This is a genomic window from Mesorhizobium sp. B2-4-1, from assembly GCF_006442185.1.
Taxonomy (GTDB): Bacteria; Pseudomonadota; Alphaproteobacteria; order Rhizobiales; family Rhizobiaceae; genus Mesorhizobium.
In genome coordinates this window covers 329,701-350,783 of record NZ_VFVN01000007.1, presented here as the reverse complement: position 1 = coordinate 350,783, position 21,083 = coordinate 329,701, and the positions used below count along the sequence as shown (strand labels likewise).

The following is a 21,083-nucleotide window of genomic DNA, read 5'->3' as shown; positions in this document are numbered from 1 at the left end:
ATCACAACAAGGGGAGAATACATGTCGGCGAATTATCGATACCGCAAAGGGCTGAGACTGGCCTGCGCCATGGCTGTTGCAGCAACCATGATGGGTGGGCAGAGTTTTGCGCAGGATAAGCCTGGCGAAGGCAAGACCATTCGTTTCACGTCCTCCGACAGCCTGGGCGCCAACTATATTCAGGACCAGGTCCTGATAGCGGGCCTCGAGAAACTCGGTTACGACGTAAAGTTGTCGACCATGAACATGTCGGCGATCCTGCAGGCCATTTCGCAGGACGACCTCGACATGACCGGCGACATCAACTGGCCGCAGGCCGAGCCCGCCATCGCACAGATCTCGGATACGGTCGAACTGATCAATGAAGGCACGATCGCGGGCGGCGGCATCAACGGCTACATGATCGACAAGAAGACAGCCGAAGCCAACAACATCACCAATGTCTCGCAACTGAAGGACCCGAAGATCGCCGCCTTGTTCGACACCGACGGTGACGGAAAAGCCAATCTGGTGAATTGCGATCCCGCTTGGAAGTGCGGTGACGTCGTCGATTTCCAGGTCAAGGAGTTCGGCTTGAGCGATACGGTGCGCTCCATCCGCGCCAAATACGAGCCGCTGATCGGCGAGGTCTTTGCACGGGCCGACCGAGGAGAGCCGATCCTTCTTTACACCTGGAGCCCATCCTGGATCGTCTATCGGCTGAAGCCCGGCAAGGACGTGGTGTGGCTGCCGATCCCGTATGACGCTCTTCCCGAGGGCGTATCGAAACCGAAGACGCACGAGGTCAAGGACGTGGTTGGCTGTGCGGGGGGGCAGAACCCATGCCGCATGGCGGTTGGCCCATGGAACTGGCGCACGCTCGCCAACAAGAAGTTCCTGGCTGACAATCCGGCGGCCAAGAAATTCATCGAACAAGCGAAATGGTCGCTGGACATCTGGAGCCAGTGGGAAGGCGATCTGGGGGCCGGCAACAAGACCGACGCCGAGATCAAGAAGATCGCCAACGACTGGATTGCCGCAAATCAGTCGGAGTTCGATGGCTGGGTAAAGAATGCGGCTGCCGCCGGGAAATAATCCGGGCAGGCCTCTATCGTGGCCTGTTATCACAATGGTGGCGGACCCTGTCCGCCACCATTGTCGATTGAGGAGACCGATTGCCGGCCAAGCGTTTTCGCTTCATGGCGACGTTTCCTTATGGGGAGCGGCTACACAGGCTCATGCAAAGGGCAGGCGATCGTTTGGACATGCGGCCTCAGAGACGATTATCTCGGGATAAATAGCTGCCGCCGCGCCTGATCGAGCGCGGGCCGCTTGGTATAGTGAGAAAAACTGAGTGAAGCCTTATTTCACGCGCAGCTATTACTCTAGGTCGCGCGTGAAGGTTCCGTTCTCCTTGAGCCCCCCGCTGTCGTGGAACTTGACATCCAGACGCCAATGCGAACGGCGGCGGCATGTCGTTACAAGCGCGAAACCGTCGCCAGGGGCGAAACTTGTCTGCACCTCGCAACAATACGGCCCCTGCTCAGGATCGGGATCGGGAAAGCAAAAAGTCTCATTGGCCTGGAAATTGTCGGCAGTTCCGTTCGCAAACGGATATGGCGCGTACAGCGCCGAACTGTGGATACAATGCAGGATGCTCTGCTTGCCGGTTTTGCTGTTTGTTACACGAGCGGTGACCAGGCTGCTCACGTGCTCGTCACCCGACAGGAATACCAGTCCCTTTATTTCCTTGTTGCACACGAACCTGAGCAGCCTATGTAAGGAAAACGGGTATCCATCCCACGCGTCCGAACGCAAGGCACAAGTGGGGGCCTCGGCCACCTCCCGCCGCCGCGGCAGCACTGCCGAGGATGTGAGAACAAATTTGGGCATTTCGGTGTGTTCAGGCTTGGTAAGCCATTCACAAAGTTTGGCGAATTGCGTTGAACCCATGATCCGCGCTTCGCACCAGTTCGAAACCGTCCGTCCTTGACGTTCGGTGCGCGTGTCGCAAAGGAAGAATGGCATACCGTTGTGGGTTAAATCGTCTCGCCAGATGTGTGCCGGCAGGCGCTTTTCCAGCACCTCGGTCTTGCCACGTTCGTACCTGAAGTAAGCCAGCTTCCCAGGCTTTATGACGATATCATTCTTGCGCATCGCCGGGTCGGGGTCTTTTGCCCAATTGTCGCGAATCTCATGATCGTCCAGCATCATTTCAACCGCCATGTCCAAGCGCTGCATCACCGCCTTCACACCGCGGCTCTGGCCCCGGCGTTCGTAGGGTATTCGGAATCGGTCGTTGACTACCTTAGGGTCGAAAAGCCCTGCCGTAGCGTCGATATATACCTGATCGCCGGCCAGCAGCAGCAACGTTGGGGCGCCGGGTTTGCCCAGTAGATCGCCGAGCGCGAGCAGAGACGCATCCGCGGGCCCTCGTGTCGCATGCTGACCGTCGGGCATGTGGTCGAGGAAATCACTGGGGTATTGGCAACTTGCGAGAGCGAATGAAAGGTTCGATACCGCGCGGGCATCGCTCTTGTGCCGATGGCTTCTGTGCGACCTTCCAGGCCTGCCGACGATCAGGCCACCTCGCAAATCATCCAATGTGTCAGTCTCGAGCGCATACCGAATAGCCTCGGCGGCCCTCTTCACCGCGTTCTTGGCATGCGAACCTGTGTCGAGGATTTCAGGTGGTGATCCCGCCGCGTCGGGCAGTTTCGGTAACCGAGCCAAGCCGCCAATACCCTGCGCCTGAACGTACAGCAGCAAGACCAGTACCTGCTGCGCTTCAGGCCACTCATGGAGCGGAACTTCAAATACGTAAGGAGATGCGGGTTGCTTAATATAGTAATGCGGAAGACTATTATAGAGGCTATCGTCCCTCTGTCCTTTCTCGTCGCCGCGGCTCGTAACCGGCGGACCGATCATGTGCAGGCGGTCGCCCTTTGCGTAGACGGGAACAATGAAAGCTGCATGAGGCAAGCCCCGCCCTCCGCTATCGGCCGCTTGCACCAGGATCTTGCCCGCCTCGACCTCTACGCGCACCCCGAAGGCGGGCGCCCTGGCTTCAGAGGGGAGAGAATGCGTCATGGCTTGTCCTCCAAGGGGCCCGGCATATCGGAGATATCCGGCATTCCGAGGTATTTCGCTATAACGCCGCAGATCGACGAGGCGTCTTTGCCGATCAGGCAATCCTGATGACCGTGGCCGGCAATGCACCAGGTCAGGTAGGACGGTTGGCCGAGCGCCAGGAACTGGCCGCTTTTGTCAATAAGATCCCTGATTTCTTCCTCCGATTGCACCGCCTCGACCGCATGCAGAGATGAGTTCAAATGCGGCACGCCGGCCCCTTTGAGCATATTTCGCATCAGTCTTAGCGTTGAGGGGGCGACCAAACCGTTTTCCGCTCCATGGATCGACATCATCGGGAACTTCAGTCGATCCCTCACCCGGTCCGGCAGCACATAGCGATTTATGCCGGCGCGATCGGTCACGGTGTTGAAGCCAGCAAAATGTATGACCTGCGAGACTGTCTCGACGCTGAGCGGGCCGAAGAAATCGTCGATGTGGTCGAGTACGAGGTCAGAGAGATTGTTGAGCGAGAAGGTGCGTGCATAGAGCGCGTCCATCCGATGTCTTGTGCCGACCCAAGGCGTCGCTTTGCCTGGGGGCCAGAGGGGATTCTCGCGCCGATACTCGTCGGACGGCAGCCACATTGCCGAGAGCGCTCTGTCGAGCAATTGACCGGCGAGCGAGATATCGCCATGCGGACTAAACACATAGTCTTCAAGTTGAAGAAAATAACGTACATATCGCATCACATATGCGGCGAGCACATTTGCCGAACTCAACAGCATTGCCGGGCCGACTTGCGAAAACACCACGCGCCCGATCTTATTGTGCAAATTCCTTCGATCATGCTCGCCAAGCACTGCCATGCTGAACATTGCCGCGCCCATGCAATGGCAGACGACATCGAGCCTTTCCTGCCCTGTCGCAGCCAGCACGTGTTGGACGGCGATCGGAATGTCATTCTCCGCCATCTCCTCAAAAGACCAACCGCCTGTGGCGGTAGTCAGGCCTGAACTCGATCGCATATCGAGCACCCAGACATCGCGCCCAGCATCACACAGCGATTGAGCGAGGTTGCCGGGTACGGCAGCATGAGCAAATGTGGTGCCGCTTGCACTGTAACCATGGATGAGCAAGACGGGGCGTTTCGGGACGCCCTTCTCGATACTGCCGTCATAGCGGGCCAGGCGAATGCGGATCGGCGGGCTGAGCTGACCTTTCAAGGTCAACCAGTCGATTTGGGGCGCTGGTAAGCCCGGCACCGCCCCGGGCAACCGTTGTGGTTCACGCGCAGATGGCGGGTCGGGGCGGCGAAAACTCAGTGCATGTATCTGAAGCACGACGCGAAAACCGTAGAGTATGAAAGAGGCCAGATCTGCCAGTGCCGCGACACGGTCTTGCTGCCCCACTATCCGCAGCAGAGGCACCGATTGCCGCGCCAGGTATCGTTTGTTTAGCTCTAGCGACGGTAGCTTCTTGCCAATGACGGTCTTGCTCATCTGCGGGAAAACTTCGACCGACATCTCCATCAATTGCTGCCAAGGGCTGGCGCCGCGCGCATAGGTGAGGCGCTTAACCGCTCTGATTTTCTTCTGCGTGAACAGAGAGCTGTCGAACCTCACGCCCGTGCCGAGATCTTCCGGCTCGACAACCTTGTCGATGTGCAAATCGTATTCGATCAGGCGGACCCCGCCCGCACGCGAGCACAGGTGCAGAATGTCGAGCAGTCTGAGATGGGATGCCCCTCCGCTAGGCGGCGTGAGACGCAACCATTCCTGGCCCTGGCGGACCAAGCGGTAAGCAAAGTCGCGCATCCCGCGGTTGAGCGCCCACGCAAGGATAGCGCGCAGCATTCGGGGCACGGGGCGCGATTCTTCCAGATCGAACAGGTGGAGCGATCCCGAGATCTCCGCCTCGAGCGCAACATGGCTTTCATAGGCCTGATCTGCAATGGGGTCGAACTCCTTTCCTGCACGCAGAATGCGCAGCCGACCATGGGCAATCGGCAAACACCGTCCACGGGACGTTTGCAGCGCGTAGAGATCGGTGAGCACCACCGGCTTGGTGGTTAGCGTCAGTTCGACCATGTGTGGTTTCACACCGCTGCCGCGCATCGCCAGAGGGACCTTGCCGCGCACCTGTTCGGTCAGTTCGATGCTGGTAGGCTTAGGCGCAGGGTTCGTCCGCGGCGTGGAATAGATCGGCCGCGTTTCGCCACGAGAGTTCCCAGGCAAGGGGGCGTTGATCAAACGGCCGCCACTGAGTTGCCATTCCTCCTTGAGCTCGGTGATCGCTCGCAATGCCAGAACGGCTATGGTCAAGGCGGGATTGATACCCAGAGACGTGGGCACGACCGAGCCATCGAGCACGATCAACCCTTCGTGAGTGCGTCTGAGGCCGACCGCGGCGGCATCGAACACGCGGCCGCAATGATCGGTCACGCCTTGGCGAACGTCGTCACCCATGGCGCAGCCCCCAAGGGGATGCACCGTCAGCAGCGGCCCGCGTTGGCGACCGAACACGGCTTCGAGCCTGTCGGACAAAGGTCGCCACAACAGGTTGTTCACCAGCCGTCCGCCCAATCCAGACTCTCGAAGCAACTTGCCAAGGCGCGCATGATGGTTCTCCAGCCGGGGGTCCAGTCGCAACTCCGGCCAGCGCACCGTGAGCATCCCGTCGGCGAGCATTTTTTCAGCATCCTTTTGCACCCCGTCGGCGCGCAATTTTTCAGCATCCTTTTGCATCCCGTCGGCGCGCATTTTTTCAGGATCGCCTTGCATCTCATCGGCGCTGTTTTGCATCGAGGGCCCTAGCGCAAGTGCTCCCTCCGCGTCGTCGCGGCCGATCATGGCCAGCACCAGGGAGTTGGTGATGGCGGCGGGATTGACGGCTGCGTCGTCTACTCGTGAAGGATCCGGCTCATGCTTCGCCCAGTCGCCATCGGCGACGCGATTGAGCACATCGAATGTGGTGGCGCTTTCCTCAAACAGGCGGCGCAGCGGTCCCGGTACGGCAAGATCCTGGATCACCAGGTCAGTAGCCGCGTTGCCGTCGCGCAGATCGATCATTGCGGTTATTGTCGGGCCGACCGCGCGACCGCAATCCTCGCTTTTGGTGTTTGGGGCCGGATCCTCGGTTTCATCAGCGACGCCATTCACCCTTGCCGCCAAATCATGGGCAACGACGAGCATGTCACCATTGGCGGAGAACTTGCCTCCCAGCTGATCGGAGAACTTTATCCCGCGGATTTGCGAGCGCATCAAAATTTCCGTCGAGCCGAATGTGCCTGCTGCAAGGATCACGCGCCTCGCCAGCAGCGCGAACGGGTTCCGCTGGTTGTCGCGTAGATGGCCATCGGTGTGATTGACGTCCAACTGCCATCCTTCGCCCGCGCGCAAAACGCGCAAGACGGTGGCGCCAGTGACGATTCGTACTCCGCTTTGTCGAGCCAGCCGCAACAAATTCAGGTCGAGGGATTCTTTGGCATTGTAGTTGCAACCAGTGGCGCAGTCGCCGCAACGGCGACATTCGCTCATCGCGACCCCGGCGTGGTTGGTGTGGCAATCGGAAGCGACGGTTATGTGAGCGGGTCGTGCTTTGCCACCAGCCAAATTTCTAATTGCTTCGGACTTGGCCAGGAAAGGCTTGGTGACACGTATCGGCTTGGCTCCCAGCCAATCGCCCAGCCGTTTAGCCGTCTCTGTGAGCGTCGTATCTCTGCGGATTTTGGTGGGCCAGCGTGCTTCCCGGAAAATCTCCGGCAGCGGCATCTCCATCACGCCGGCGTTAATTAATGAGCCTCCACCCAAGCCACACGCGACGAGAGCTACCGCGTCGTCGCTGCAGCGCAAGTCGTAAAGACCATCGAACACGCCGCGTTGGCGTTTCGCAAAGGGGGTGGCAAAGCGGACGTGGCCGCCCAGATCGGCCAATCGCGAAGGGAACATTCCGGCCAGGTACTCCTTGCCGCGTTCCAGTACGCAGATTTTTAAAGATTGGCCTTGCACATCCTTGCAGGCGCTCAATTCGGCGGCAGCCACCGAGCCGCCATAGCCGCTGCCAACGATGGCAACATCAAAGTCATATCCGCCCTTAACGGTTGTCCTTTCCCTATCGGCGATCTGCGGAAAATCGTGGACCAATGTCTCGAGTCGGTGCGAGAGCCAAGCCGTCGCACGTGGCGGCTCCGGCGCTGCCTTGATGTGTACAGGCAATGCGTCCTCCCTAATTTAGATATCAATCATATACGAAATTTGGTGTAACGTCAGGAAGTCACGCAATCTATCGGGGCGATATTCATTCCCTTTAGAAGTGCGCGGTCGGCGGTGCCTTTCTCTGCCCTGAAACCATGGGCACGGCTGCGGGAAGGAACCCATGGAGGGTACTTGCGAGCTACTTGAGAGTTTTCTGCCGCTGGAATTACTCGGTAGAATTCACGCACTTCGAGCGGATGGCCCAGTAGCCGTCGAATTCCCGGCTGCAGTGGTGTTTGTCGATGTGTCCAGATACACGGCCTTGGTCGAGCAACTAGCACGACGGGGGCAAGAAGGACTTGAAAGAATCCCGAGCCTGCTTAGTCACTCCTACGCGCGATGCGTGGAGCAAGTATACAATCGTGGAGGCGAGATTTTGTACCTCGCTGGCGACGAACTGCTAGCCTACTGGTCGGCGGATGTCCGCGGACTTGAAAGCGCGGTGCGAGCGGCGACAGCCTGTGCCAAGGCAATCTGCGGCGGCCAGAACGAGCGTTTGGAGAACGGAACAGCTGAAATCGCACCCGCGCTGCATGTTGGAGTAGGGGCGGGGCCCCTCTGGGCGGCGGCTTTGGGCGGCCAGCCGGTCTGGACGCTCTTTGCAGGGGGAGATGCCATCATGCAGGCCGCTCAGTCCCAAGCGGCTGCGCGCCGATGGGAATATGTACTTTCCGACAAAGCCAACTTGGCCCTTGCGCAGCCGTCTCAATCGCGGCGCAGCCGGCCTACGCTGGCTTCTCCGCCTCCGGGCTGGCTGGCAAGGTTTTTGCCTTTGCAGCTCAGGGACCTGCTGTCCGAAGCCGACTTGCGCTCAGTTGCCGCGGACAGCGCCGTTGCCATCCGTTCCGAAGAAGATCGTCCAACGACCGCCCGCTTAGACGCCCTGGCGGAGATTAGGCCGATCACCGCCCTTTTCGCGCGAATTGCCGGACTTGACCATCGTCAACCTCAGGCGCTTGCGCGCTATCAATCGCTATGCGCGACCCTCCAGGAGGATCTGCGTTCGCGCGGTGGGCCGGCCGGCGAGTTGCTCTTTGACGACAAAGGTCTGATTTTCTTTGCGACGTTCGGAGCGCGAGGCAGTTTCCACCGCGACGATCCTTGCCGTGCCGTCGATGCTGCTCGCGCTATCCGTCTGACGGCCCAACGCTTGGGCCTCTCCGCGTCGATGGGCGTGGCTACCGGCGATGCGCTTTTTAGTGTTGTCGGAAGCGCACGTCGGCGCCAGCTGATGGTGATCGGCGCGCCCGTGAATCGGGCGGCGCGGCTTATGACGGCGGCATCGGCAAACGTTCTCTGCGATGCACCAACAGAGCGAGCCAGCCGGACGGCGTTTTGGTTCGAAGAACACGGCACGTTGCAACTGGACGGACTTGGGGACATGGCAACGGTATTTTGTCCCATGGATCCGCGCGCCCCGGTCCAACCTCTTAGTCCGCTGATTGGTCGGCAGAGCGAGCTGGAGTTCCTGAAACGTACGTTCGAGGAGACCCGCCGTGGAGGCAGGCGTTTGCTCGTTGTCTTGGGTGAGTCGGGCATTGGAAAAACCGCTTTGATCAGAGCTTTCACGGACGAACTGCGCTCAACCGCAATCGAGGTTTTGACCGCGCGCGCCGAACGTGACGATCGCCGGACATCGCTCCTGCCATGGCGGCGGGTGCTTGTGTCCCTTCTCGGCCTACCGTCCGACAGCGATGGATTTGCGGTGCTTGATGTCGTCACACAACGGGTTCAAGGCAACTCGTCGCTCGTTGGGCGACTGCCCTTGCTAGGTGATGTTCTGAGCATCGAAATTCCCCAAAACGACGGGACGCGACATCTGGAGGGACCTCATCGCGCTGATGCCACCATGCGTCTTTTGGGTGATCTCATGGATAACTTGGCACCGCGCCCGTTGGCATTGGTCCTGGAGGACAGTCAGTGGCTGGATTCGGCATCGTGGCGCCTCGTCGAGTGGGTTCTCTCATCTCTGTCCTCGTTGCTTCTGGTCCTGTGCGTACGCTCGGACGAAGTTCCGGAGGAGTTAAAAAACCTACGAAGGCGAGCCGAGGCCACAAGAAGGAATACATCCGGAACGGAACCTGACGATCCCGCGCGCCTGTGTCGTATCCTGGATCTTGAGGAACTCAGCGAGGCGTCGATTTGCGAACTGGTCGCCCGCACGCTCGGGGATGTGCCCCCACATGGCGAACTGGCGCGCCGGGTCTCGGCCTTAGCCGGTGGCAATCCGTTTTTCGCCGAGGAGATAGCGCTGACATTAAAGAGCCAGGGGCTCATCGCCATACGCGATGGTTTGTGGTGTCCGATCCGCCCGCTCGAGAGCCTTCGATATTTCGAAGGTGTCGATCGGGTCATTCGGGAGCGCGTTGATCGATTGGAGACCTCAGTCCAGCACGTTCTCAGGGCTGCGGCCGTGATCGGGCGTTCATTTACCGGCGAGGCCCTGGCGACGTTGCTCGAGGGCGAGTTGGATCACGACGGTGTGGGTGCAGCTGTCGAGTCGCTCGTGGCGGCGCATCTCGTGCGTCAGGGCACTGGATCAGGGAACTACGAGTTCCGTCATGATCAAATCCGAGACGTCGTTTATGGCTCAATTCCCAGTGAAGTGCGACAGCGACTTCATGCAGCTCTGGCCGCTTGGATCGAGTCGAGCCAGTCGGCCGCCATGGGCGCGGATGTCGCGGCCCTCGTTCAGCATTTTGAGGCCGCCGGAAACAATTTCAAGGCAGTTGGATATGCCAATTTGGCAGCAATCAAGGCGCTGCAGGTCGGTGCGTTTCGAGAGGTCGAGGCGTTTCTGGAAATCTGCTTGAGATACGAGTCGAAGCAGCCTTGGAGTGCTGAGCAAAGACTTCAGTCGGTGCGTTGGCGCAGGCAGCTCGGCGAGGCCCATTACAGTCGTGGCGACCTCCATGCTCAGGGCATTTCGGTGAGGCGCGCCCTCACCTTGGCGGGCACGCCGGTTCCACGTTCCTCGGCAGCCCTTTTGATGCGGCTGCTTGGGGGTGGAATGCGGCTCGCGTTCCAACAAGTGTTCCCTCCTTCGCTATGGTCAACTCAGGGTGGTGTGCTGGACTCCTGGGAGCGAGAACTAGCTCGCTGCTTTAACCAGGCGGCGGTCGTGGACTATTTCGAGCTTCGCTTTTCGCGAGCGTTTTCCCACACCGTCGCGGCTGTCGCCCATGCGGAGCGCACGGGGCTCACCATGGAGATGGTGATCGCGTCCGCCCAACTGGCATGCGGGCTGGGAATTCTGGGGCGCCGGCGCGCTTGCAACTACTTCATGGCAAGGGCAGAACGGGTGGTGACTGCGCTCGCCGATCCAGCGGTCCATGCCCACCTGTGTAATCTCGATGCGCTCTGGCGCATCGGCCGCTGCGACTGGCTGATGGTAGATCGTCGTCTGGATCAGTCTCAAGAGCTGTGTCTAAAGGCGGGCGATCAACTAAGTTGGTGCAACGCCCAGGCCATGCGCTTCTGGTCAATGTACTACCGCGGTGAATCGGGTGCGCTGGAGTACACCGCCCAAGCGCTGCTCTCCCGCGCACAGAACAGCGGAAACCTCCAGCAAGAGATTTGGGCGCTCCGATGCAAGTCGTTGTGTGTGCTCCACACGGATAGCCCCCGTGAAGCGGTCGACATCCTTCGGCTGACCACGTCCGCTATGGCCGGATCCGCTGATCTCGCCGACTTGGTCTCCGCCAAAGGGTCGCTTGCGCTCGCGCTTGCACGGGTCGGGCTCCATGCTGAGAGCCTTCGGGCTGTGGTCGAGACGCTACGCCTGCTGCGCGAGATGCGTCGGCCGACTGTGCACAGCACACTGCCCGGCATTGCCGGCGTGTGCGAAGTGCTTCTGCGCGGCAGGGAGGCAGGCCTCTCGCGCGAGTACGACCAGTGGCGCCACTGGGAGCGCCAAGCGCTGCATGAGCTCAAGCGCTACCGCCGCGCGTTTCCTGTCGGCACCGCCCAATATGGGCTGTGGGTCGGCGTGGCCCATTGGCTGGACGGACGCGGTGACCGCGCCGTCTCTACTTGGCGGCAAGCACTCGCGGCTGCGCGGCGCCTCTCGTTACGCAGGGATCAGTCGATCATTGCGGCCGAGCTGAGGCGCCGGCAAGACAAGACCTAAGATACTCTCCTGCGTTGGAGTTATCCGATCGGCAACTTGGGGGCGACATGGCTTTTGGCGGCGCGAACGAAAGAAATGATCTGCCGCGCCTTGCACGGATCGATCCGCGCCTGTTCGATCTTCTTTTCGGCGGCTGCAAGGTTGAACGCCACGCGGCGGGCCAGATTCTCTTCGTCCAGGAAGATCCATCCGATCGTATTTACGGGGTTATGAGCGGGACGGTGGAGATCTCGATGTATTCGCCGGGAGGCCGGAAGCTGGTGGCCAATATCGAGCTTTCGCACAGCTTGGTCGGAGAGATCGGCGCGCTCGACGGGCGCTCGCGCACCGCAACCGCTACTTGCCTGACCGTTTGCGATCTGGCCTCGCTCGGTCGGAAGCAGCTCTTCGATCGGATCGAAAAAACCCCACCTCTGGCACGCGCCATGATTGAGCTTTTGTGCGCACGGCTGCGTTGGGTCAGCGGCGAACTTGGCGATCAGGCTTTCTTCGGCATTGAGGCCAGGCTGGCAAAGCGACTGGCCTTTTTGGCCGGCGTTATGGCGGATGGCTCAGGTTGGATACCGATCTCCCAGTCCGAACTGGGGGAGTTCCTGGGCGCCACGCGCGAGTCCGTCAACAAGACGCTTAACGATTGGCGCAACCGTTCGATTATCGCAATCAAGCGTGGTGGCCTGCGCATAACGAATGCCGGTGCGCTTCGTCACATTGCCGAGTCACAGGACGATGACTGATGTCGCCATTCGCAATCGGCGCGCGCATCAGAGCCGCGAATCAGATTGCGCAACGAAGACCGGATCGGCATGAAGGGATAGTCCTCCACCTGTCGTGGTGACGAACTGGGAACCTCCGTTCAGCATCCTGACGCCGTCCCAGGCGATTGGACCTGCCACGGCTGTCGCGCGATCTATGGTGGGGCTTTTCTCAATAGTCCGTCGGTCAGTCGGTACCCGCTCAAGGAGGCAGAGCGGTGGCGCTAGCCACCGCTCTTATCTGGATCAATTCCGGCAGTCCGGGCTGACAGGATCGTACTGGTGTGGGCTGACCCCCATGCACTTGGAGTTCGAAGCGCCACCAGGCAATCCGATCGACCCGGTCGGGAAGCCATACACCGCTTCTTCTGAAGCCAATGAATGTTGACCCTTCAAGTCACCCGGGGCTTCGAAGTCACCATTGTCGGCTCGCAGACTGTGGACGAAGGTCGAGTCGATCGCGAACGAAGGCACCGTGAGGATGAAGAATGCAGACGCAGCTGTAATGATCTTATACATGTTTCTCTCCCTTTGGTTGATGGCATCACAAAATTCGTGATGAGAACGAAATTGGCTTAGTTTAAAAACCAACTTCCTCTTCGGGCTTGATCTTTGCTATTTTCTTTATGATCTGTCCGAAAGAGAGACTAAATTGCCTGCTCTGTCATCTCTTGTACGCCGCGGGTGAGATTTGTATGTGAAGGAATTCACGCAGGGTGCTAATATGATCGACGGGACGCTTTTCATTCCCGCTGCTTCAGCACCGGGATCGGAACGAGGGACATCGGCTGGTACTGAGCCAGTCTTCGAAGGCCCGCAAGATCAGTCAAGTCGATGAAGCGCGCGTTGCTGGTGATAAGCTGTTCGGCGCGCAATTGCTGAATGATGCGATTGAGATGGGGCACGCTCAACCCGAGCGCGTCCGCCATGATTTCCTGTGAAAACGGCAGATCGAAACTTGCTTCGTCGGCGCGTTCGACTTCCAGGAGACGCGCGTGAATCTCCAGCAAAAGGTGCGCCAACCTTTCAATCGGAGTGCGCCGACCTAGATTGACGATGTGTTCCGCATAAGTCGCTGCCTCTTGGGCGGCGAGCCAACTTAACACCAGACCGAATTGGGGCTGCTCGTAGCAGAGACGAATGTACGCGTCGAACGAGCAGACGGCGTAGGTCAGTTCGCTCACGGCAACGACCGAACAAGTGGATCGATCGAAAAAGCTGACCGGGAATCCAATGACATCACCGGGCAGGATGAGCTTCAGGATTTGCCGCCTGCCGCTGCGCAGCAACCTGTAGCGGATCGCGTAGCCGTCTTTAACAAAGCACAGGTTTCGGAACTCGGAGCCGTGAACGACGAGTTCCTCCCGTTTCCGAATGGTAAGATCGCGCTCGAAGATTGCCTCAAGACGTTTGATGTCTAGCGAATCCAGCTTCATTGCACGTGTCAGTCGGGTCACGATCGGGTGGCCGGTCAGCGGCATGCCATGCTCCAAATGTTCATGACCTTCAACGAAACTTTCCTATGCTTATTAATCCAGATCAATGAACAGAATTATCAAACGAAAGTTGTATTGACTGGCAGGCCTACGCCACTGCGAATGCCCATGCAAATAGGCCATTTTCAGCGTTTCGCTGGAAAAAACCGGTTTGCGGGAACAACAAATGAGAGCCGTCCGACGGCTCCACGCTAAGGAGGAACAGCTGATGCCGCTCGACGATCAAAATACTTCCAATATATCCCGCCGCACCATGCTGCACGCGGGCGCAGGTCTTCTCAGTAGTGCCGTTCTGCCCTTATCCAGCTTTGCGGCTTTTGCAGCCGACGACAAGCCCGCGATAGGCACCTGGCCGGCCGGGTCGGCGGGCGACACCGTCCACATCGGAGCCGCGGTGCCCCTTACCGGTGCCTATGCCGTGCAGGGTGCTGATGAACTTAAGGGCTGGCAGCTGGCGGTCGACCACATCAACAACGGCCATGAGTTGATGAAGGCGTTGGCGCCGAAAGTCGACAAGGGGTTGCTCGGCAAGAAGGTCGAGCTGTTGTCCGCCGACAGCGCGGCCAAGCCAAATCAGGCCGTCGAGCTCGAGCAGAATTTCATCCACCAAAACAACATCATCCTGATGACCGGCTCGACTTCATCAGCGGTCGCGGTTGCGCTCAACAAATTCGCGCAGCGCGAGAAGATCCTCTACGTCGCGGGCATCTCCGGCTCAAACGACACGACAGGCAAGGACTGTGTCCGCTACGGCTTCCGCCAGAACTTCTACGGCCAGACCGCAGCCAACGCGATCGGCCCGATCCTTCTGAAGACCTACGGAAAGGGAAAGAAGGCGGCATTCATGACGCCGGACTACACTTACGGTCACACCGTCACCAAGTCGGTGAACGACTACCTGACCTCTCAGGGCGGATGGGAGATGGTGACGGACCAGGTCTCGCCGTTGGGCACCCAGGATTTCAGCCAGTATCTCACCAACATCGCCAATTCAGGCGCCGAATTCATTGTCAACGTCAACTGGGGCCGCGACGCAGTGCTGTCGATCCAGCAGGCCAAGCAGTTCGGCCTGACTCCGAGCATGAAGATGGTCATCCCCTACCAGATACCCTTCCTTGCCAAGGAAGTGGGCCCCGAACTGACAGCCGGGGTTTTTGCCGCTACCGATTTCTGGTGGACCCTGCAGGACAAGTATCCGCTCGCCAAGCAGTTCGTGGACGCGTTCCAGCAAAAGTTCGGCTATCGGCCGGAATGGGGCGCCGAAAATGCCTATGTCAGCTTCGCTCATTGGGCCCGCATGGTGTCGCAGGCCGGTAGCTTCTATCCGCCGGACGTCATCAAGCAATACGAGAAGAGTGAGACCATCCCTTCACTCGTCGGCGACGTTCACTATCGGCCGGAAGACCATCAGTGCGTGCGACCGGTCGTACTCGTCCAGGGTAAGGACCCCAAGGACATGAAGAGCGACGACGACTACTGGAACGTGGTCGAGGTGGTCGATGGCGCGCCGCTGATGCAGAAGCCTGACGAGTTCGGCTGCAACCTGGGCAGCTACACCTGATATCCCGCAGCGCCTTCTCCGCCCGCCACGGGTGGAGAAGGCGCTCGCACCGGGACTGGCTCTGGCTGGACGCAGACGGTTCGTCTCCCGGCGGTCGGTGGAATGTCGATTGTTCGCGACTTATCAACCAAACCCTTGCTGGCGCGAGGGCAGGGCATATTTTTCATGATTAAGGTGGGCGCAGAGTGATCAACTGGGCAAATTTCATCTCGCAGTGCTTCAATGGGCTCGTGCTCGGCGCGCTTCTGGCGCTGATCTCCTCCGGGCTGACCATCATCTACGGGACGCTCGGCGTCCTGAACCTTGCCCATGGCGCGATGTTCATGCTCGGAGGCTATGCCGGCTGGCTCGCCTACACCTACACAGGTTCATTCCTCGCCGCGGTGGCGGCCGGATCGCTGTTCGTGATGATCGTCGGGGTGTTGATCGAGCGGCTGATCATTCGCCATTTCTACACGCGGCCGCTCGAGGACCAGCTTCTCGTCACGTTCGGGCTCGGCATCGTCTTCGTCGAGACGGTCCGCTTCTTCTTCGGCAGCCTCTCGCGCACGGTGCCGCCGCCCGCCTCGCTGGTCGGCATCACCCATCTGGGCTTCATGGTCTATCCCACCTACCGATTGGCGCTCCTCGGCATCGTCGCCCTGGCGCTGCTGATGCTCTATGTCGTGCTCTATCGCACCCGCATCGGGATGATCGTGCGAGCAGGCATCGAGGATTCGGTAATGGTCGATTCGCTTGGAATCGACGTCTACAAGATCTTCATGCTCGTCTTCGGCATCGGAGCCATGGCGGCCGGCTTCGCCGGCATTGTCAATGCACCCGTGGTGTCGATCGCGCCCGATGTCGGGGAAGCCATACTGGTCCAGACCTTCGTGGTCGTGGTGATCGGCGGCGTCGGTTCCTTTCCGGGCGCGATCCTCGGCGGCCTCATCGCCGGCGAAATCATCAGCATCACCTCGATGTTCAATCCCGGTTATTCCTATGTCATGCTGTTCGTGGCGATGACTCTGGTGCTGGTGCTTCGCCCGCACGGGCTGCTCGGCACGGCAGGGCGCGAGTAGATGCGGTCGCCATGAACATCAAACATCCCTTCCTTGTCGAGCTTCTGACGGCGCTGGCGCTCGTCCTGGCGCCGTTCGTGCTGCCCCATCTCGGCTTTTCGCCCAGCACGATCAATCGTATCCTTATATGGGGCCTGTTCGGGATCGGCTTCGACATCCTGTTCGGCTACACGGGATTGCTGTCCTTCGGCCAGTCGGCCTTCTACGGTACTGGCGGGATGTTCGCCGCCTATCTCCTGACTGAAACCGGCTTCTCCTATGTCATGGCTGCCATCGTCATGGGCGCCGTCGTGTCGGGTGTCGTCGGCTATGTGATCGGCCTGATCGCCCTGAGACGCACCGGCATCTATTTCGCCATGATCACGGTGGCGATCGCCGAAGTCTTCTTCTTTGTCGAGTTCAATCCGCTCTCGGCATTCACAGGCGGCGAGAACGGCTTGCCTGGCGTGCCAACCCCGGTCGTCAACCTCGGCTTCACGGTACTCGAATTCAACACCGACTGGACGATGTATACCTTCCTGGCGTTCTGGTATTTCGTGGGCATTGTCGTCGCACTTCGCATCGTACGCTCGCCGGTTGGCGCGATCCTTTCGGCAATCCGCGACAATCCGCTCCGCGCCGCGGCGCTCGGCCACGACATACACGGCTACAAGCTCACGGCCTTCGTGATTGCGGCGATCTATGCCGGCTTTGCCGGCGGCCTGTTGGGCGTCATGCAGGGCTTCATGCCGCCGGACGCTTTCATGTTCGACACGTCCGGCCAGGTCGTGATGCAGACGGCGATCGGCGGTGCTGGCACACTGTTCGGGCCGCTGGTGGGCGCGACGGTGTGGCTGTATCTGAGCGACTTTTTCCAGAACACATTGCATCTCGGCGCCACATGGAAGTTGGTCCTCGGCATCGTTTTCGTGCTGCTGGTCTGCTTCCTGCGGCGCGGCATCGTCGGTGCGATCGTCGATCTCTATGGGTTGACCGGCGGCCGCAAGCGCATCGAACGGGCCAATACCGCGGTCGAGAGTGCGCCGCACGTCGTGACGGTCGTCGAACCGATGCCGGCGCGCCGGCATGGCACTGCGCCAGCATCCGGACCGATCCTGCAGGTGCAGGGCCTAACCAAACGCTATGGCGGCATCACAGCCAACAGCAACATCGACTTCAGTGTCGATCATGGGGAGATACGGGGCATCATTGGACCCAACGGCGCGGGCAAGACCACATTCTTCAAGATGCTCACCTGCGAGATCGCGCCGACCTCCGGCCGCATCATGCTGGCCGGCCGCGACATTACGGGCATGGGCGTGTCCGAGGTGTGCCAGCTCGGGCTCACCAAGAGCTACCAGATCAACCAGCTGTTCGACCGCCTGACGGTGCGGCGGAACCTGATGATTGCCGCGCTGGGCGAGGCGCGTGGAAAGTTCCGGCTTGACCTGTTCAAGAGTATCCACAGCGTTCCCGGTCTCAATGAGCAGGTCGAGCGAACGGCGGCGCTGGTGAACCTTACGGCGCGGCTCGATCGGCCCGTTTCGGAACTGGCCTATGGCGAGAAGCGGCGGCTGGAAATCGGCCTTGCGCTGGCGACGTCGCCGAGCCTGCTCCTGCTTGACGAGCCGCTTGCCGGCATGAGCCCGCGCGAGCGCGTCGAGACCGTGGCGCTGCTCAAGTCAATCGCGCGTGGACGCACGATGATCATCATCGACCACGACATGGATTCACTCTTCGAGCTGGTCGAGAAAGTGACCGTCCTGCAGGAGGGCAGGGTACTGGTCGAAGGCATGCCCGCTGAGATCAAGACCAACGCAAAGGTGCAGGAAGCCTACCTCGGCGGGGTACATGGAGAGGTGGCATGAGCCTGCTCGAAGTCAGGGCGTTGAACAGCTATTATGGCGACAGTCACATTCTGTTCGACGTCTCATTGAGGGTCGAGAAAAACGAGGTCGTGGCGCTGCTCGGGCGCAACGGCGCGGGCAAGTCGACGACGCTGAAGAGCCTGATGGGCGTGGTGACGCCACGAGCCGGCTCGGTTGAGCTCGACGGGGTTGAGCTGGTTGGCAGGAAGGCGCACAGCATCGCTCGGGAAGGCATGCAGCTCGTGCACGAGAATCGGCGCATCTTCGGCAGCCTGAGCGTCGAGGAAAACATCATTCTGGCCGGATTGACCGCCGACGACCGCTGGCCGCTGGAACGTATCTACACGATGTTCCCACGGCTGAAGGAACGGCGCACCAGCCGGGGCACGGATCTCTCGGGTGGCGAACAGCAGATATTGGCCATAGCCCGTGCATTGGTGCGCAACCCGAAGATCCTTCTGCTTGATGAACCCTTCGAAGGACTTGCTCCAGTCATTGTGCACGATCTGGTGCGCGCCTGCCGCGAACTGGCCCAGGCAGGGCAGACAATCGTGCTGGTGGAACAGAACATCGCCGCGACGCTGGCGCTCGCGAGCCGCGTTTATATCATCAACAACGGCCATATCGCCCACGAGGGCCCGGCCGCCGAGCTCAAGACACAGCCGGGGCTGCTGCAGCATCATCTCGGCGTCTAGGGGCGAGCAGCCGCGGATGGCGTTCGACTTCCGACCGCCTTCGGCCATCCGTGCTTCATGCCGGCGACTATCCAGGGCCATCGCTTGCAGGACCATATCGCCTTCTGGCACCAGCCGCTGATCGCCGGAAATATCAGGACAGTCTCCAGGTTGGAGTCGGCCTGGATGATTGCCGACCTGCCGTGTTGGAAAAGAGAGGCACCGTTCGATTTTCGAGGAATTTCAAGTCGAGCCGGCGCCGGCTTCGGCGGCAATCGAGCAGATGATCGCGTGGAACCCGGAACGGATCGTGTCGACGCACGGTTGATGGTCTCCGGCGGTGCGGTGGGCGAACTGAGGCGAGCCTTCCGCCGGGTCTTATAAAGAGTGTTTCGCCGGCTTGTGCACCGCAAACGAGCGCTCTGATATTTGGCGCGAGGACACCGAGATGACTGAACGACCGGAGAGATATCGAAATGCGATTGTCCCTCATATCTACGTCGACGGGGCGTCGGATGGGATCGCGTTCTACGAGCGGGCATTCGGAGCGATGGAATTGTTCCGAATTGCCCACCCAGGCGGCAAAATCATGCACGCCGAGATTTTGATCTGCGGAGCCGTGATCATGATCGGGGATCCGGACGAGAGACTATACGGCGAGCCGCGGACACTTGGTCGCTGCACAGCTGGCCTTCACATCTTCACTGATGATAACGCGACCTTGCTGCGGCGCGCGGTCAAGGCTGGCGCGGAAGAGATTCAGCCACCCACGAATATGTTCTATGGCGCCAGTTCCGCCACCGTGCGCGATCCCTTCGGCCACGTCTGGGTGCTCCTGTCGTGGAGGGAGGACCTCGATCCGGCAGAGATGGAACGGCGCGGGAATGCGCTCCTGGCCTAAAGAAGAAAACGCCGGCGACATGCTAAATGCGGCTGTTCGCTGTGCGGCTCGTTAGTGAGAACCGGCTCGAAAACCTCCGCGAGGCAGTGAGCTTCGCCCGAGCGGCGTCGCAGCATTCTCCATAGGACGTGAGAGGTGTGGGGCATCGAGATTGCTCCCGGATCTCTGAACCCGCAGCGTCAATCATTCAGATGCTTCGCGTCAGGCATCGGCCTTTGCCGCTTTCCATTCCGCCGGCTCCGCCCCGCGCCATTCGGTTTCCCCTGCGGCGTGCCGAGCAGCACGCGAACGGCGATTTCATGAAGCGGTTGCGCGGCGCCTTGGACGACGTAGTCCAGGCTGGAGCGATCGGAGATCAGGGTCGGCAGGCGCAAGGTGCCGATCAATCCTTCCGCCTCGAAGCGGGAGCGTAGAAGTTCGTAGAGTCCGGCATTGCAGGTAAACGGGCCGGTGATGAACGCCTTCTCGGGGAAAAGCAGCCTGCAGGCGTTCCCCAGCGCGCGCGCCATAAGATCGACGGCGACCCGGATTTCGGGAATATCCGTCAGCTCCATCGTCTCGATTTGGCTGGAGAGGAGTTCCTCCTCCCCCGAAGCCCACGGATATATCTCCCGTATGACCGGCAACAGGGCTGACAGCGAAGCTGCTGTTTCGAGACAGCCCCGGTTGCCGCATCCGCAGGGGCGATCCTTGAGCACGTTGAAACGCCAATGGCCGATTTCGCCGAAGGGGCCGCCCTGGCGCATCGGCGCATCGTCGCTGCCGCGATAGGCCAGGCCGATGCCCCAACCCCAATGAAGAATGAAGGCGCCTTCCAGTCGTTCCATGCCCGGCACGGCGTATCGGGCGCTCAATTCGACATCCAGTTGGCGAAACAGGAACACGCGCGGCGTGATGCCATCGAGCGCCTTGCCGACGTCGAAATCGCGAACGTTCGGCCATCGCGAGGTCAATATCCACGTCCGGGTCTTCACGTCCACGATGCCGGAAACGGCAACGGACGTTCCGACATGACGCATGCCAGACGGGCAGCTGCCGAGCAGACCGGCGACAAGGTCACGCATCGTCGCGGTCATGCGGGCCGAATCGGCGTCGGACGGAACATGGGCGGTTTGCCGGGCGAGGACACTTCCGCGGAAATCGACAAGGACGCCAACCAGTTCCTGGCTGGAAACAAGAAGGACGGTCGCGCCCGCGCAACCGGGGTTCAAAACGATTTGCGCCGGTGGGCGGCCACGGCCGCTCACCTGGCCGACGCTTTGCTCGATGATGCCCCTGCCGACGAGGTCGGCGATGGCGCGCGAGATCGCCATCGAGGTCATGTCCAACTCGGCGGCAAGTGCGGCGCGGGATTTGCC

General features: G+C 60.2%; 14 protein-coding genes. 9 read left to right on the top strand and 5 right to left on the bottom strand.

Annotation, left to right across the window (positions count from 1 at the left end):
* Positions 1-21: 21 nt before the first annotated feature.
* Complete coding sequence (gene proX, locus FJ949_RS20070; protein WP_224519139.1) at positions 22-1,074, top strand: glycine betaine/L-proline ABC transporter substrate-binding protein ProX; 1,053 nt, start codon at positions 22-24, stop codon at positions 1,072-1,074.
* Positions 1,075-1,359: 285 nt separating this feature from the next.
* On the opposite strand, the gene FJ949_RS20065 is transcribed toward proX, so the two are convergent.
* Both FJ949_RS20065 and FJ949_RS20060 read right to left on the bottom strand, forming a co-directional pair.
* Positions 1,360-3,069: an alkaline phosphatase D family protein gene (locus tag FJ949_RS20065; RefSeq protein WP_140498486.1), complete on the bottom strand. Its 1,710-nt coding sequence runs from the start codon at positions 3,067-3,069 to the stop codon at positions 1,360-1,362.
* Positions 3,066-7,265: a GMC oxidoreductase gene (locus tag FJ949_RS20060; protein ID WP_140498485.1), complete on the bottom strand. Its 4,200-nt coding sequence runs from the start codon at positions 7,263-7,265 to the stop codon at positions 3,066-3,068. Before FJ949_RS20060 ends, FJ949_RS20065 begins: the two co-directional genes overlap by 4 nt.
* A gap of 415 nt (positions 7,266-7,680) precedes the next feature.
* Between FJ949_RS20060 and FJ949_RS20055 the strand changes: the two genes are divergently transcribed.
* Entirely contained in the window at positions 7,681-11,433 is a 3,753-nt protein-coding gene (locus FJ949_RS20055; protein WP_181172102.1) for an adenylate/guanylate cyclase domain-containing protein, read from the top strand.
* Positions 11,434-11,480: 47 nt separating this feature from the next.
* The gene (locus FJ949_RS20050; protein ID WP_140498483.1) at positions 11,481-12,167 is read left to right on the top strand and encodes a Crp/Fnr family transcriptional regulator; all 687 of its coding nucleotides are present in this window, start codon (positions 11,481-11,483) and stop codon (positions 12,165-12,167) included.
* Between the two features lie 264 nt (positions 12,168-12,431).
* Here FJ949_RS20050 and FJ949_RS20045 read toward each other — a convergent pair whose 3' ends face one another.
* Positions 12,432-12,704 carry a hypothetical protein gene (locus FJ949_RS20045; protein ID WP_140498482.1) on the bottom strand — a complete coding sequence of 91 codons (273 nt, stop codon included), beginning with the start codon at positions 12,702-12,704 and terminating at the stop codon, positions 12,432-12,434.
* A gap of 224 nt (positions 12,705-12,928) precedes the next feature.
* Positions 12,929-13,666 carry a Crp/Fnr family transcriptional regulator gene (locus FJ949_RS20040; protein ID WP_140498481.1) on the bottom strand — a complete coding sequence of 246 codons (738 nt, stop codon included), beginning with the start codon at positions 13,664-13,666 and terminating at the stop codon, positions 12,929-12,931.
* A gap of 223 nt (positions 13,667-13,889) precedes the next feature.
* Here FJ949_RS20040 and FJ949_RS20035 point away from each other — a divergent pair, with 223 nt between their 5' ends.
* From FJ949_RS20035 to FJ949_RS20010, 6 genes are all read left to right on the top strand, one after another.
* Entirely contained in the window at positions 13,890-15,242 is a 1,353-nt protein-coding gene (locus tag FJ949_RS20035; RefSeq protein WP_140498480.1) for a substrate-binding protein, read from the top strand.
* Positions 15,243-15,427: 185 nt separating this feature from the next.
* A complete protein-coding gene (locus FJ949_RS20030) occupies positions 15,428-16,303 on the top strand; it encodes a branched-chain amino acid ABC transporter permease (protein ID WP_140498479.1) in 876 nt (291 codons plus the stop codon).
* Positions 16,304-16,314: 11 nt separating this feature from the next.
* Positions 16,315-18,150 carry a branched-chain amino acid ABC transporter ATP-binding protein/permease gene (locus tag FJ949_RS20025; RefSeq protein WP_140498478.1) on the top strand — a complete coding sequence of 612 codons (1,836 nt, stop codon included), beginning with the start codon at positions 16,315-16,317 and terminating at the stop codon, positions 18,148-18,150.
* The gene (locus FJ949_RS20020; protein ID WP_140498477.1) at positions 18,147-18,845 is read left to right on the top strand and encodes an ABC transporter ATP-binding protein; all 699 of its coding nucleotides are present in this window, start codon (positions 18,147-18,149) and stop codon (positions 18,843-18,845) included. Before FJ949_RS20025 ends, FJ949_RS20020 begins: the two co-directional genes overlap by 4 nt.
* 84 nt (positions 18,846-18,929) lie before the next feature.
* Positions 18,930-19,208 carry a hypothetical protein gene (locus tag FJ949_RS20015; RefSeq protein WP_140498476.1) on the top strand — a complete coding sequence of 93 codons (279 nt, stop codon included), beginning with the start codon at positions 18,930-18,932 and terminating at the stop codon, positions 19,206-19,208.
* A gap of 64 nt (positions 19,209-19,272) precedes the next feature.
* Complete coding sequence (locus tag FJ949_RS20010) at positions 19,273-19,725, top strand: VOC family protein (RefSeq protein ID WP_140498475.1); 453 nt, start codon at positions 19,273-19,275, stop codon at positions 19,723-19,725.
* A 179-nt stretch (positions 19,726-19,904) separates the two neighbouring features.
* Here the strand turns inward: FJ949_RS20010 and FJ949_RS20005 are convergent, their stop codons facing one another.
* Positions 19,905-21,038: an ROK family protein gene (locus tag FJ949_RS20005; RefSeq protein WP_224619718.1), complete on the bottom strand. Its 1,134-nt coding sequence runs from the start codon at positions 21,036-21,038 to the stop codon at positions 19,905-19,907.
* Positions 21,039-21,083 lie beyond the last annotated feature (45 nt).

Bases quoted from the DNA above. Each gene is read 5' to 3' on its own strand.
- proX (WP_224519139.1), top strand. From the start codon at position 22: ATGTCGGCGAATTATCGATACCGCAAAGGGCTGAGACTGGCCTGCGCC.
- FJ949_RS20065 (WP_140498486.1), bottom strand. From the start codon at position 3,069: ATGACGCATTCTCTCCCCTCTGAAGCCAGGGCGCCCGCCTTCGGGGTG.
- FJ949_RS20050 (WP_140498483.1), top strand. From the start codon at position 11,481: ATGGCTTTTGGCGGCGCGAACGAAAGAAATGATCTGCCGCGCCTTGCA.
- FJ949_RS20045 (WP_140498482.1), bottom strand. From the start codon at position 12,704: ATGTATAAGATCATTACAGCTGCGTCTGCATTCTTCATCCTCACGGTG.
- FJ949_RS20040 (WP_140498481.1), bottom strand. From the start codon at position 13,666: ATGCCGCTGACCGGCCACCCGATCGTGACCCGACTGACACGTGCAATG.
- FJ949_RS20035 (WP_140498480.1), top strand. From the start codon at position 13,890: ATGCCGCTCGACGATCAAAATACTTCCAATATATCCCGCCGCACCATG.
- FJ949_RS20025 (WP_140498478.1), top strand. From the start codon at position 16,315: ATGAACATCAAACATCCCTTCCTTGTCGAGCTTCTGACGGCGCTGGCG.
- FJ949_RS20020 (WP_140498477.1), top strand. From the start codon at position 18,147: ATGAGCCTGCTCGAAGTCAGGGCGTTGAACAGCTATTATGGCGACAGT.
- FJ949_RS20010 (WP_140498475.1), top strand. From the start codon at position 19,273: ATGACTGAACGACCGGAGAGATATCGAAATGCGATTGTCCCTCATATC.
- FJ949_RS20005 (WP_224619718.1), bottom strand. From the start codon at position 21,038: ATGGCGATCTCGCGCGCCATCGCCGACCTCGTCGGCAGGGGCATCATC.